Below are 13,177 nucleotides of genomic sequence, written 5' to 3'. Positions count from 1 at the left end.
ATCGACCAGGAACCTGCCTTGCCGTCCGACCTGAGCGTCCAACCTTTCCAGACCGTCGATACCGCGCTCGAATTGCTGTCGCGCACGACTGCGGCGCTTTTCGCCGACCATGACGTCGAGCGCATCGTCCAGGCGGTGACCGACGCCAGCGTCGAAGTGACGGGTGCCGCATTCGCCGCGTTCTTCCACAATATTTGGGACGAAAGCGGCGAGCGGCTGGGGCTCTACACGCTGTCGGGTGCGCGCCGCGCCGATTTCGAGGGGTTCGGCCATCCGCGCGCGACCAGGGTGTTCGCGCCGACTTTCGCCAACAAGATCGTGCGATCGGACGATATCGTTACCGATCCGCGCTATGGTCATAACGCGCCGCACAGCGGCATGCCGCGCGGGCATCTGCCGGTGCGCAGCTATCTGGCGGTGCCGGTGGCGGGACGATCGGGCGCGGTACTGGGCGGCATCCTGCTTGGCCATCCCGAGCCGGGGCGGTTCGCGCAGGCGCATGAGCGGCTGATGGTGGGACTGGCGGCGCAGGCGGCGATCGCGATCGACAACGCCCGGCTGTTCGAGGCGGCCGAGCGCGAGCTCGCCGATCGCCGGGCGGCCGAGGCGGCGCTGGCCGAGAGCGAGGCGCGCTTCGCCGCCATCGCCAATTCGATCGACCAGATGATCTGGTCGACGCAGCCCGACGGGTTCCACGATTACTATAACGACCGCTGGTACGAATATACCGGCGTGCCGCACGGCACGACCGACGGCGAGGGCTGGAACGCGATCTTCCATCCCGACGACCAGCCGCGCGCATGGGAGGTCTGGCGCGCCAGCCTTGCCAGCGGCGCGCCGTACGAAATCGAGTATCGTCTGCGGCATCGCAGCGGCGATTATCGCTGGGTGCTGGGACGCGCGCAGTGCGTGCGCGACCAGGTCGGCAGGATCGCGCGCTGGTACGGCACCTGCACCGACATCCACGAGCTCAAGACGACGCGCGATCAGCTGCGCGACCTGACCGCGACACTCGAGCAGCGCGTGCAGGAACGATCGGACCAGCTGATGCTTGCCGAGGAAGCGCTGCGCCAGGCGCAGAAGATGGAGGCGGTGGGCCAGCTTACCGGCGGCATCGCGCACGATTTCAACAATCTGCTGACGGTGGTGACGGGCAATATCGGCATCGCGCAGCGCAGCCTTTCGCAGGAAAATGTGCACGAACCGCGTGCGCTGCGGGCGCTCGAAGGCGCGATGAAGGGTGCCGAGCGTGCCGCCGCGCTCACGCAGCGCCTGCTCGCCTTCTCGCGCCGCCAGCCGCTCGCGCCCAAGCCCGTCGACGTCGACCGGCTGATCGGATCGATGGCCGATCTGCTCGCGCGTTCGCTCGGCGAACTGGTCGCGACCGAGACGATCACCGCGCCGGGCCTGTGGCGCGTCGAGGCCGATCCGCACCAGCTCGAGGCTGCGATCCTCAACCTTGCCGTCAACGCGCGCGATGCGATGCCCGACGGCGGTCGCCTGACGATCGAGACCGCAAATGCCAAGCTGAACGAGGCCTATGCCGCGCAGCATGCCGAAGTGGCGCCGGGCAGCTACGTCGTTATCGCCGTCACCGATACCGGTTGCGGCATGACGCCCGACCAGGTCGAGCGCGCGTTCGAGCCCTTCTTCACCACCAAGGAAGTCGGCAAGGGCACCGGCCTCGGCCTTTCGATGGTTTACGGTTTCGTCAAGCAGTCGGGCGGCCATGTGAAGATCTATTCTGAGATCGGCCATGGAACGACGATCCGGCTGTACTTGCCGCGCCTGACGCGCGACGTGCGCGATGACGAGGTGGAGGCGCAGCGTGTGTGCGGCCTCGAACCCAGTCGCCAGCGCGAGACGATCCTGGTGTGCGAGGACGATGACGACGTGCGCGCCTATACTGTCGAATGCCTGCGCGAACTCGGCTATCGCGTGCTCGAGGCGCATGACGGCCCTTCGGCGCTGCGTCTGCTCGAGCGGCAGGGCGCGCCGATCGAGCTGCTGTTCACCGATGTCGTGATGCCCGGCATGTCGGGCCGCGAGCTTGCCGATGCCGCGCGCGAGCGGCAGGCGGGGCTGCGCGTGCTCTACACCTCGGGCTATACGCGCAACGCCATCGTCCATGGCGGGCGGCTCGATCCCGGCGTCGAGATGATCGGCAAGCCCTTCACCTTCGAGGCGCTGGCACGCACGGTGCGCGACGTGCTCGATCGCGGACGCTCGGGCCGGGTGCTGGTGATCGAGACCGAGGACGGGTTGCGCCATCTGGCGATCGAAGCGCTGTCGGCAAGCGGACTCGCCGCCGAAGGCGCCGCCAATGCGGCCGAGGCGCTGGGCAAGTTGCGCGTGGCACGCGGCGATTACAGCTTCGTCGTACTCGACGGTGCGCTCGCGCCGACGCTGCTGCCCGAGATCCGCGGGTTGCAGGCCGATCTTGCGGTGATCGTCGCGGGCGGCGGAGGAGCGGCGGGGAGCGCCGATCCGCGCCTTGCGATCGTGGCCCGGCCCTATACGGCGGCGGGCCTTCGCGAGACCTGGGCAGCGATGGCGTGAGTGGCGTTAGGCGGGCATCGTGACGCCGTAGCCGCGCACGATCGTCTGCACGTTCACCGCGCGCGCGCCGAGCGCCGCGACGATCGTGTCGAGCGCCGCCTGCGGATCGCAGCGCCGGCCGCACAGGAAGATGTCGATCGCGGCATAGCCATGCTCGGGCCAGCTGTGGATCGAGATATGCGATTCGGCGAGCAGTGCGACGCCGGTGATTCCCTGACCCGGCCCGAAAGCGTGAAGGTGCAGATCGAGCAACGTCGCCCCTGCTGCGGCGGCGGCATCGGTGAGAGCGCGGGCGACCAGCGCGGCATCGTCGAGGCCGGTGCAATCGTGCAGATCGGCGATCAGATGGCGACCATCATAGGGCAGGGCCGGTGCGATCATGCCGTGTGCCCCAGATGCGCCATCGCGCCACGCGCCGCCTGCACGCCATGCCAGTGCGCTTCCTCGAACAGCGACATGCCCGACAGGTCCGAATGGGCAAGGAACAGCGGCGACGCAGGTGCGAAGGTGCGCGCGGCGCCCCAGACATAGCCGGGCGTCGGCCGGATCATCGCATGACCCCAGCGCCACAGCTCGATATGGCGCAGCATCCCGTCGAGCTCGGGATGCATCGCGAGCAGATCGTCGCGCACGACGCGCTTCCAGTCGGCGGCTGGCCGCTCGATCAGCAGGCGCCGCGCGCTGGCGGGCGCCATGTCCGAAAGCGGCATGTACCAGGTGAGCACGCTCTCGCCCGGCACCGAGCGCGACTGGTGCGTCGCGACGACATAGCCGAGCGAGTCGCTGGTGGTCGAAACATTGTCCCACGCCAGCGGTACGCCGGCGCCCTCGGGCATCCGATCGACCGTCACGTTGGCGACGAGCCACGGCGCGTAGCTGCACGCGCGCGCATCGCCCAGCTCGGCACAGATGCGTGTCGCGACGAACAGCGGCATCGCCAGCACGACGGCGCGGGCATGCGTGCGGGTCGTAGTGCCGCTCGCCACATTGAAATGATCGACCGCAACGCCGGTATCGGTACGCGCGACGCGGTGGACGATGCGCCCGCCGGCGATACGATCGCCGAGGCGCGCCGCCATCGCATTGGCGAGGCGCGCATTCCCCTCGGGCCAGGTCAGCACGTTGTCTCCGGCGCCGTTGGCGGCGAGGCCGCGGCGGCCGGCGAAATAATGGATGCCCGCCCAGGCCGATACGTCGCGCGGCTCGCTGCCGTAATCGTCGCGCATGCCGTAGCGCACATGCGCGCGCAGTAGGGGCGATGCATAATTCTGCGCATCGAGCCAGTCGGCGAACGACACGCGATCGAGGTCGCGCCACGCGGCATCGGTGCTGCTATATGCGATCGGGGTGGCGAAGGCGGGCTTTCCGTCGCTGCCGATGGCGGCCGAGAAGGCGGTCATCGCGGCTGCGAACCGATCGAGATCCGAACGATCGCGGGACGACAGGCCGGTGGCCGGGATCAGCCCCTCCTGCCAGCGGCCGCGCCAGAAGATGCGTTCCTGCAAATCGGCGCAAAGCTGTGTGGGGTCGTAGACCGGGCGTCCATCGGCCTCGCCGGTGATGATGCCGAGCTCGGCGAGCAGCGCGCGCAGATCGGCGGCTTCGGCATTTGCGACGGGAAGATAGTGCGCGCCGAGCGGATAGGCGCTGGTTGCGTTGCGGCGCGCGCGCGCGTTGCCGCCCACCCAGTCCTCGAGCTCGAGCAGGCGGAAATCGTCGAACCCCGCCCCCGCCAGTGTCCAGCCCGCCGAGAGGCCGGCAATGCCGCCGCCGGCGATCACCACCGGCACCTGCTCCTCGCGCGAGGGCGGTGGGAAGCCGCCCCTGCCCAGCCGATGGCCGCGCGCCAGATCGGCGCCCATCAGCGCGCCCGGCGGAAGCGGTTTCTCGCCGAATGCCAGTGCGGCGCCGGTGCCGCCCAGCACCGCTGCGCCTGTCGCGAGGCCCAGCAATGTGCGCCGGTCAGCCTTCATAGCCTGCCCATTCGCGATCGAAGGCGCGTACCAGCACCTGATTGTCGAGCCGGTTCACTTGCGTGGGTCGCCGCGCCATGTCGGGCGGGAAGGCGAACAGCAGCGGTTCGGTCGCGGCGGTGAGGAACCGGCCTTCGAGGATGTCGGCGCGCGGCGCGATCGGTTCGGCGGCGGCGAGCAGGAAGCCCCATTCGCCGAAGCTCGGAACATAGGCGTGATAGCCGCGCGTCGCGAAGCCCGAGGCTTCGAGCGTGGTCGCTACGGTCCAGTAGGCCGTGGGCGCTACCAGCGGCGAGGTGGCCTGCACGGCCATCACGCCGCCCGGCGCCAGCAGCCGGCGCACCTGCGCGTAGAAGCTCTGCGTATAGAGCTTGCCGATCGAATAGTCGGTGGGGTCGGGGAAATCGATGACGATCGCATCGAACTGCCCCTCGGCCTCGCGCACCCAGCGGAAGCCGTCGGCATTGACCACGGTCATCCGCGGATCGGTGAGCGACCCGCGATTGAGCGCGGCGAGCTGCGGCGTCGCGCCGAACAGCGCGGTCATTGCGGGGTCGAGATCGACGAGCGTCACCTGCTCGACTGACGGGTGGCGGAACACCTCGCGCGCCGCCAGCCCGTCGCCGCCGCCCAGGATCAGCACGCGGCGCGGATCGCCGACACGGCCCAGGGCAGGATGCACCAGCGCCTCGTGATAGCGATATTCGTCGCGCGACGAGAATTGCAGATTGCCGTTGAGATACAGCCGCAGATCGTCGCCGCGCCGGGTGAGCACGATGCGCTGGTAGCGGCTCGACTTGGCGTAGATCACCGGCTCGGCATAGCTCGCCACTTCGCCCAGCCGCTGGAGCCGGTCGGCGGCGACGAAGCCTGCGGCGAGGCCGGCGAGGATGACGAGTGCTGCGATCTTCTCGCCGCGATAGCCGCCTGCGCGCGGCAGCGTCAGCAGCACCGCGAAGGCGACCGCGGCATTGGCGATGCCGAAGGCGAAGGCGGTGCGTATCATGCCCAGATAGGGCATTAGCACCAGCGGGAATAGGAGCGACGCCGCGAGCGCGCCGACATAGTCGAACGTCAGCACGCTCGACACCGTCTCGCGGAAATCGAAGTCCCTGAGGATACGGATCAGCAGCGGGATTTCGAGACCGACGAGGAAGCCGATCGCCAACACCAGCCCGTAGAGCACCAGCCGGAAATATTCGACCAGCGGGAACAGCAGGAACAAGGCCGCCGCCGAACAACCGCCCAGCACCGCGATCAGCAATTCGGTGCGCACGAACAGCCGCAGTTCGTCACGCTTCACATAGCGCGAGCACCACGAGCCGATGCCCATCGCGAACAGATAGGTGCCGATGACGGTGGAGAATTGCGTAACGCTGTCGCCGAGCAGATAGCTGGCGATGGTCGAGGCGAGCAGCTCGTAGATCAGCCCGCAGGTGGCGACGACGAATGCCGAGAGCAGCAGCGCCCCCGCCGGTGCCCTTAGCTTCAATCGGGGTGCGGCGGGATCGGCCTCAGCCATGAATGGCGGCGGCGATGATGATCGCCAGCCCCAGCGCCATCGCGCCGGTGACGATCGCCACGCCGATGTTGCGCTGATCGTGAATCTCGTCCCACAATTTGCCCGGCGTCAGCTTGTCGAGCACCCAGAAACCCAGGCCGAAAACGATGATGCCCACTGCCGAATAGAGCAGGCTGTTAAGCAGGACCGGAAGCGTCGTGACCATGTGCTTTCCCCTTATTTGTGCGTCGGGCCGATGAACACGCCGGCGGGCCGTGGGCCGCTGCGCCCCGTATCGGCGAAGGGCGACCAGGCATAGGCCGTCGCCAGCATGAACAGCCCGGTGATGCCCATCGCGTAGAGCGCGAACAGGAAGGTGCCGGTGCGCATCAGTCGTCGTCCTCGCTCGATGTCGGTGCGAAATCGCTCTCGCCCATGCGCGCCTGCTCGAAGGCGGCGTGGCGGATCGCGCCGAACAGCACGGGCACGCCGATGAGGATGAGTGCCAGCAGCGCGACGCCGAACGGCGCGCCGCCGCTCGTCACGGTGATGCGCATTTCGGGCGCGAAGGCGGCATTGCGCCAGTCGCCGATGCTCTGCGCGCCCAGCCAGTTGTTTCCCTTGTAGTCGACCACCAGGTCATAGGTGCCGGCGGGCACCGAGGCGAAATCGGCTGTGGTGCGCCGCGATCCCTCGCTCCAGTCGCCGTCGCTGTCGCGCCCCGAATAGCGCTCGGCCGCCTTGTAGGTATTGAACGCGCGCTGCGTGGCGCGATCGACCAGCGTATATTCGAGGTCGACCCAGCCGTTCGAGAGGCTTGGCACTTCGGCGCGGACCGATACCGGCTGATAGGGGCGCCTCAGGGTGATGGGGCCGAGCGTTGCCGACTGATCGTTCCCGTCGCGCGCGATCGTCAGCGTCTGCTCGGCCAGTGTGCGGCTCCCGCCGGCAAACATCGCGGCGGCGATGATCGCGAGCGCGGCGATGCCGGCGATCACCAGCGCCTGTTTGAGCCACGCGACATGCGGGCTCGGCTGGTGCGGCAGCGGCGGCCATGGCCCGCTCTCGGTGCGAATGCCGAACGCCGCCTCGACGGTCTTCGCGTCGATCCATTCGGAGCGCGACCAGCTGATCTCGCGGTCGTCGGCCTCGCGGCTGAGCATGTAGCCGGGGCGCACCCAGTCGTCGGTGCGCACGGTATCACCCTGCTTCACGCGCCAGTAGAACTCGCCCACCACGCGATCGACCTGCGCGGTGCCCTCGGCGAAGAAATGCTTGTAATGCGCGCCATCGAGCTCGAGGCCGCCCCAGCCGCCGCCGGGCACCACGGTAAGCTGCTCGCCGAAGCTCCAGCCGCCGCGATTGTAGATAAGCCAGCGATAGCCTTCATAGGGATTGAACAGCAGATATTCTTCCCACGGATAGGCGCCGCCCTCGCTGCGCGCCATCCAGCCGACGACTTCCCACTCGACGCCCTTGAGCGTGCCGCGCGTGCCGAGCGGAATGTCGAGCGCGGCGCGGCGCCGGTGATGCTCGACGACGAGCTTCACCGCCGGCTCGCTGACGTCGAGAATGCTCGCGCAATATTCGCACGCCACTGTGACGCTGTGACCCGCCGCGCGGATCGCGACGGTGCCGCCGCACGAAGGGCAGGTGATCGCGGTCGCGGCGGGGGCCTGGGGGGGGCTCAGCGTGTCGGCTTCAGCCATAGACCGGCGCCTTCCAGCCTTCGATCGCGCGCAGGTTGGTGGGCTTGAGCTCGGCGAGCGTCACATAGCGGCCGTCGTAGAAATGCACCTCGCTTCCATCGCGCTGCACATTGGCGAGGCGGCCGCTGCCCGATCGCAGATCGGTCGAATGGATGCGCCAGCCAGGCGGCGCGGTGAAGGGCAGCTCGCCCTCGGCGGCGATGCACAGCACCTCGCGCGAATCGGCGATGGTCATTTCCTCGCCGTCGAGCATCACCGTGTCGCCGACGCGCGCGTCGCGCGTGAGCTTGAGGCGCCAGGCGGGGTCGATCGTGTCGAGCGCACGCTCGTGCGTCATCATGAACTGGCCCATCGCCTCGCCCAGCCAGCCATGGCTGCCGTCGCCGAACAGGCACAGCCATTCGTTCCAGCTGCCGTCAGTCCAGCGCCAGCGCACGCGGCCGATCACCTCGAAGGCCCGGCCGTCGAAACGGCCGCGCGTACCCATCCGGATGGGGCTGACGTCGAAGGGCAGCGCCGCCTGCACGCCGGCGATGCCCACGCCATCGTCGCTGCGCACCAGCATCGAGCGGCACTGGTCACACACGCGGTTGGGCAGGCTCGCCGAGCGGAACGTGACGGGCGCGCCGCAATTGGGGCAGGAGACGGTCAGCATTGCCGCCCCCCTCCCTGCAAGGGAGGGGATGGGGGTGGGTAGGGTCCTGGTGGTACGGCGGCGGACGGGTATCCCGGCTGCCGTTTCGCGCGCACGCGACCCACCCCCGACCCCTCCCTTGCAGGGAGGGGAGTCATCTCAGCGTATCCGCCCGAGCAGCTCGGCCTTCTTGGCGTCGAAATCCTCCTGCGTGATCGCGCCGATCGTCAGCAGCTTGTGCAGCTTCTCGATCTGGCCATAGGCATCCTCGCTCGCCGGCGCGGCCGCCGATGCGCCACCGCCACCGAGCGCACCGGCCATCGCCTGGCCCATCGCCATGCCGGCACCCGCGCCCACGCCCATGCCGGCGATCCCGCCGTCCTGGCTCGCGGCCTTTTCGATCGCGTCGCCGCTCTGGAACTTCACGAAGCGGTCGAGATCGCCCACCACCCGCATCGACGATGCCTTGTCGAGATATTTCTGCACCTCGTCGGGCAGCGACAGGCTCTCGACGAAGAAGGTCTGGCACGAAAGGCCCCACTGCGTGAAGGCGGGCTGCACCATCTCGCGAAGCCGCTCGGACATCGCCGCCTGGTCGGCGGCCATGTCGACGAAGCCGAACTCGCTGCGCCCGAGCGAGGTCGCCAGCTGCGTCGCGATCGCCGAGCGGAGCTGCGGCTCGACATCCTCGACCCGTACGCGCTCGAGCGTGCCCATCAGCTTGGCCTGGAACACCGGCGGCTCCTCGATACGGAAGCTGTAGCCGCCGAACGCGCGGATGCGTAAGGGGCCGAACTCCTTGTCGCGCACCGTAACCGGCTGCGCGGTGCCCCATTTCAGCCCCGCCTGCTCCTTCTGGCTGAAGAACAGCACATCGGCCTTGAACGGCGACTGGAAGCCCTTGTCCCAATTCTGCAACGCGGTGAGCAGCGGCAGGTTGGCGGTTTCGAGCGTGTGCTGGCCCGGCCCGAAGGCGTCGGCCATCCGGCCTTCATTGTAGAAGAAGGCGACCTGCCCCTCGCGCACCGTCAGCGCGGCGCCGTTCTGGATCTCGCGATCCTCCATCGGATAGCGCACCGCGAGGTCGCCGGGCTCCTCGACCCAGTCGATGACGTCGACGAACTGCTTCTTGAGGAAGTCGAGAATGCCCATGGCGCGATAGTCCCTCCAGTGATTACGCCAAGTGTATCAGCCATGGGGTACACTGAAAACCGAAATGCGACGCGGGAACGCGGTTGCCGATCGCGCGCTTGTACGCGCGGACAGCAGGAGCGCGACGATGCGGCGGACCCTTTTCTTGACGACGTTCGTGGCGCTTGCGGGATGCTCGCAGATCGCCGAACCGCGCGTGCGCAGCGCGCTGATCGATGCCGGGCTTTCGGAGCGCAACGCCGATTGCATGGCCTCGCGCATGGTCGACCGGCTGACGCTGTCGCAGTTGCAGCGGCTCGAGGCGTTGTCGGGGCAGAACCGCGAGACGCTGGGGCAGCTGTCGCTCGCCGACTATGTCGCGCTGGTGCGGCGGGTCGGCGATGCCGAGGTCCTCGCCGTGACCGCGAGCTCGGCGGCTTTGTGCGCGACGGGTATTGCGAGCTAGACGCAATCGCAATGCGGATCGCTTCCTGCGGTCGGCGCAGTTCGGTGCGGGGTGGATTCGGCGGGCACTCTGTGCTTATGCGATCGGCAAAATCGCGCACTCAGCTTTTCGCAAAGGATCGCCGCCCATGAACATCCACGAATATCAGGCCAAGGAACTGCTGGCGAAGTTCGGCGTGCCCGTGCCTGCCGGTCATGCCGCGATGAGCGTGGACGAGGCCGTCGCCGCTGCCGGCAAGCTGCCCGGACCGCTCTATGTCGTGAAGGCGCAGATCCATGCCGGCGGGCGCGGCAAGGGCAAGTTCAAGGAACTCGGCCCCGATGCCAAGGGCGGCGTGCGGCTGGCGCGCACCAGCGAGGAAGTGCGCGCCGCGGCCGAGGAGATGCTCGGCAATACGCTGGTGACGGTGCAGACCGGCGAGGCCGGCAAGCAGGTCAACCGCCTTTACGTGACCGACGGCGTCGACATCGCCAAGGAATTCTATCTGGCACTGCTGGTCAACCGTGCTACCGGCCGCGTCTCGATGGTCGCCTCGACCGAGGGCGGCATGGATATCGAGACCGTGGCGCACGACACGCCCGAGAAGATCCACTCGATCGACATCGACCCCGCCACGGGCTTCATGCCGCATCACGGCCGCGCGGTTGCCGCCGCGCTCGAGCTGACCGGCGATCTCGCCAAGCAGGCGGCCAATGTCGCGTCGAAGCTCTATGACGCGTTTCTCGGCACCGACGCCGAGCAGATCGAGATCAACCCGCTTGCCGTGACCGACGATGGCAAGCTGATGGTGCTCGACGCCAAGGTCGGCTTCGACGGCAACGCGATGTTCCGCCGCAAGGACCTGATGGAGCTCCGCGACACCACCGAGGAAGACGCGATGGAGCTCGAGGCGTCGAAATACGACCTCGCCTATATCAAGCTTGATGGCGATATCGGCTGCATGGTCAATGGCGCGGGCCTCGCCATGGCGACGATGGACATCATCAAATTGAACGGCATGTTCCCCGCCAACTTCCTCGATGTCGGCGGCGGCGCCAACAAGGAGAAGGTGACGGCGGCGTTCAAGATCATCCTGTCGGACCCGGCGGTGAAGGGCATCCTCGTCAACATCTTCGGCGGCATCATGCGCTGCGACATCATCGCCGACGGCATCGTCGCGGCCGCGAAGGAAGTGAACCTTTCGGTGCCGCTCGTCGTTCGGCTCGAAGGTACGAATGTGGAGGAAGGCAAGGCGATCCTCGCCAATTCGGGGCTGGCGATCGTGCCCGCCAACGATCTGGGCGATGCCGCCAAGAAGATCGTCGCCGAGGTCAAGAACGCCGCCTGAGCCCGGCCAGCGCGATTCGCGAGCGGGGCTCGGGCGGCAGCGTCCGGGCCCTTTGCGTATCGGCGCCGGTCCTGACCCTAGGGCAAGCGCGCCAAACCATACCGGCCTTGCGAAAAGCGCGGCCGATCGCCAGAAACGGGTGCATACCGTATCGGCAAACACGACGGATGGATGGAAAGGAGCCGCACGTGAAGGTAATCGTCCCGGTCAAGCGGGTGCTCGACTATAACGTCAAGCCGCGCGTCAAGGCCGATGGCTCGGGTGTCGATCTGGCCAACGTCAAGATGAGCATGAACCCGTTCGACGAGATCGCCGTCGAGGAAGCGATCCGCCTGAAGGAAAAGGGCGTCGCGACCGAGATCGTCGCGGTCTCGATCGGCGAGGCCAAGGCGCAGGAAACGCTGCGCACGGCGCTCGCGATGGGCGCCGACCGCGCCATCCTCGTCACCGCCGAAGGGCCGGTCGAGCCGCTCGCCGTCGCCAAGCTCTTAAAGGCGATCTGCGACGAGGAAGCGCCGGGACTGGTGATCCTCGGCAAGCAGGCGATCGACGATGACAACAATCAGACCGGCCAGATGCTCGCGGCACTCACGGGCTGGGGGCAGGGCACCTTCGCCAGCAAGATCGAGGTCGACGGCGACAAGGTGCAGGTGACGCGCGAGGTCGATGGCGGGCTCGAGACCGTCAGTCTCTCGACGCCGGCGATCGTCACCACCGACCTGCGCCTCAACGAGCCGCGCTATGCCAGCCTGCCCAACATCATGAAGGCCAAGTCGAAGCCGCTCGCGCAGAAGACGCCCGCCGATTACGGCGTCGATACCGCGCCGCGCCTCACCATCGTCTCGGTCGCCGAGCCCGCGAAGCGCCAGGCGGGCGCCAAGGTCGCCGACGTCGACGAACTGGTCACGAAGCTCAAGGCGATGGGAGTTGCCAAGTGAAGACGCTTGTCTGGGTCGAGCATGACGGCAGCGCCGTCAAGGACGCAACGCTGGCGACGGTGACCGCCGCCGGCAAGCTGGGCGAAGTGCATCTGCTGGTCGCCGGCGCGAATGTGGGCGGCGTTGCCGAAGCGGCCGCGAAGATCGCCGGCGTGGGCAAGGTGCACGTCGCCGACGATGCCGCCTATGGCCATGCGCTGGCCGAGAATGTCGCGCCGCTGGTGGTCGAGCTGATGGGCCATCACGACGCCTTCCTCGCCCCCGCCACCACCACGGGCAAGAACATCGCCCCGCGCGTGGCGGCGCTGCTCGACGTGATGCAGGTGTCCGAAATCCTCTCGGTCGAGAGCGACGACACCTTCACGCGGCCGATCTATGCCGGCAACGCCATCGCAACGGTAAAGTCGTCGGACGCCAAGAAGGTGCTGACGGTGCGCGGCACGGCGTTCGAAAAGGCTGCGGCCGAAGGCGGATCGGCCGCGATCGAGGCGGTGAGCGCGACGGGCGACAAGGGCCTGTCGCAGTTCGTCGGCGCCGAGATCGCCGCATCCGAGCGGCCCGAGCTGACGAGCGCCAAGATCATCGTTTCGGGCGGTCGCGCGCTCGGATCGGACGAGCAGTTCCACGCGCTGATCGATCCGCTTGCCGACAAGCTCGGCGCGGCGGTAGGCGCGTCGCGCGCGGCGGTCGATGCGGGCTACGCACCCAACGACTATCAGGTCGGTCAGACGGGCAAGATCGTGGCGCCCGAAGTCTATATCGCGGTCGGCATCTCGGGCGCGATCCAGCATCTGGCGGGCATGAAGGACTCGAAAACGATCGTCGCGATCAACAAGGACGAGGACGCGCCGATCTTCCAGGTCGCCGACATCGGCCTGGTGGGCGATCTGTTCAAGGTCGTGCCCGAGCTGACGGAGAAGCTCTGACGCTTCATGCGGG

12 protein-coding genes and 1 pseudogene are annotated in these 13,177 nt (G+C 67.8%); 5 read left to right on the top strand and 8 right to left on the bottom strand.

Going from position 1 to position 13,177, the window contains the following annotated elements; genetic code table 11:
• Positions 1-63: 63 nt before the first annotated feature.
• Positions 64-2,559 (top strand): annotated as a pseudogene (locus FBR43_RS00655) (ATP-binding protein); the annotation flags it as partial.
• Positions 2,560-2,565: 6 nt separating this feature from the next.
• Here FBR43_RS00655 and speD read toward each other — a convergent pair.
• From speD to FBR43_RS00620, 8 genes are all read right to left on the bottom strand, one after another.
• Entirely contained in the window at positions 2,566-2,940 is a 375-nt protein-coding gene (gene speD, locus FBR43_RS00650) for an adenosylmethionine decarboxylase (RefSeq protein WP_136941321.1), read from the bottom strand.
• Complete coding sequence (locus FBR43_RS00645; protein WP_136941320.1) at positions 2,937-4,532, bottom strand: FAD-dependent oxidoreductase; 1,596 nt, start codon at positions 4,530-4,532, stop codon at positions 2,937-2,939. The genes speD and FBR43_RS00645 overlap by 4 nt, the downstream gene beginning before the upstream one ends.
• Positions 4,522-6,054, bottom strand: coding sequence for a polyamine aminopropyltransferase (locus FBR43_RS00640; protein ID WP_136941319.1), 1,533 nt, complete (start codon positions 6,052-6,054; stop codon positions 4,522-4,524). Before FBR43_RS00640 ends, FBR43_RS00645 begins: the two co-directional genes overlap by 11 nt.
• Positions 6,047-6,259: a DUF350 domain-containing protein gene (locus FBR43_RS00635; protein WP_136941318.1), complete on the bottom strand. Its 213-nt coding sequence runs from the start codon at positions 6,257-6,259 to the stop codon at positions 6,047-6,049. Before FBR43_RS00635 ends, FBR43_RS00640 begins: the two co-directional genes overlap by 8 nt.
• 11 nt (positions 6,260-6,270) lie before the next feature.
• On the bottom strand, positions 6,271-6,423 hold the full coding sequence (locus tag FBR43_RS16005) for a hypothetical protein (protein WP_169542418.1): 153 nt from the start codon (positions 6,421-6,423) through the stop codon (positions 6,271-6,273).
• Positions 6,423-7,742, bottom strand: coding sequence for a DUF4178 domain-containing protein (locus FBR43_RS00630; protein ID WP_136941317.1), 1,320 nt, complete (start codon positions 7,740-7,742; stop codon positions 6,423-6,425). Before FBR43_RS00630 ends, FBR43_RS16005 begins: the two co-directional genes overlap by 1 nt.
• The gene (locus tag FBR43_RS00625) at positions 7,735-8,397 is read right to left on the bottom strand and encodes a DUF4178 domain-containing protein (protein ID WP_136941316.1); all 663 of its coding nucleotides are present in this window, start codon (positions 8,395-8,397) and stop codon (positions 7,735-7,737) included. The genes FBR43_RS00630 and FBR43_RS00625 overlap by 8 nt, the downstream gene beginning before the upstream one ends.
• A gap of 138 nt (positions 8,398-8,535) precedes the next feature.
• Positions 8,536-9,528, bottom strand: a complete 993-nt coding sequence (locus FBR43_RS00620) for an SPFH domain-containing protein (protein ID WP_136941315.1) — start codon at positions 9,526-9,528, stop codon at positions 8,536-8,538.
• Positions 9,529-9,655: 127 nt separating this feature from the next.
• On the opposite strand from FBR43_RS00620, the gene FBR43_RS00615 reads away from it, so the two are divergent.
• The 4 genes from FBR43_RS00615 to FBR43_RS00600 all read left to right on the top strand — a co-directional run bounded on the left by FBR43_RS00615 (position 9,656) and on the right by FBR43_RS00600 (position 13,164).
• Positions 9,656-9,973: a hypothetical protein gene (locus FBR43_RS00615; RefSeq protein ID WP_136941314.1), complete on the top strand. Its 318-nt coding sequence runs from the start codon at positions 9,656-9,658 to the stop codon at positions 9,971-9,973.
• A 127-nt stretch (positions 9,974-10,100) separates the two neighbouring features.
• Positions 10,101-11,300, top strand: coding sequence for an ADP-forming succinate--CoA ligase subunit beta (gene sucC, locus FBR43_RS00610; protein WP_136941313.1), 1,200 nt, complete (start codon positions 10,101-10,103; stop codon positions 11,298-11,300).
• Positions 11,301-11,488: 188 nt separating this feature from the next.
• Entirely contained in the window at positions 11,489-12,238 is a 750-nt protein-coding gene (locus FBR43_RS00605; RefSeq protein WP_136941312.1) for an electron transfer flavoprotein subunit beta/FixA family protein, read from the top strand.
• Positions 12,235-13,164, top strand: a complete 930-nt coding sequence (locus FBR43_RS00600; RefSeq protein WP_136941311.1) for an electron transfer flavoprotein subunit alpha/FixB family protein — start codon at positions 12,235-12,237, stop codon at positions 13,162-13,164. The genes FBR43_RS00605 and FBR43_RS00600 overlap by 4 nt, the downstream gene beginning before the upstream one ends.
• Positions 13,165-13,177: the final 13 nt, after the last annotated feature.

Source organism: Sphingomonas baiyangensis (assembly GCF_005144715.1).
GTDB lineage: Bacteria > Pseudomonadota > Alphaproteobacteria > Sphingomonadales > Sphingomonadaceae > Sphingomonas > Sphingomonas baiyangensis.
The sequence above is the reverse complement of the archived record's forward strand: the minus strand, read 5'-3'. Positions and strand labels throughout refer to the sequence as shown.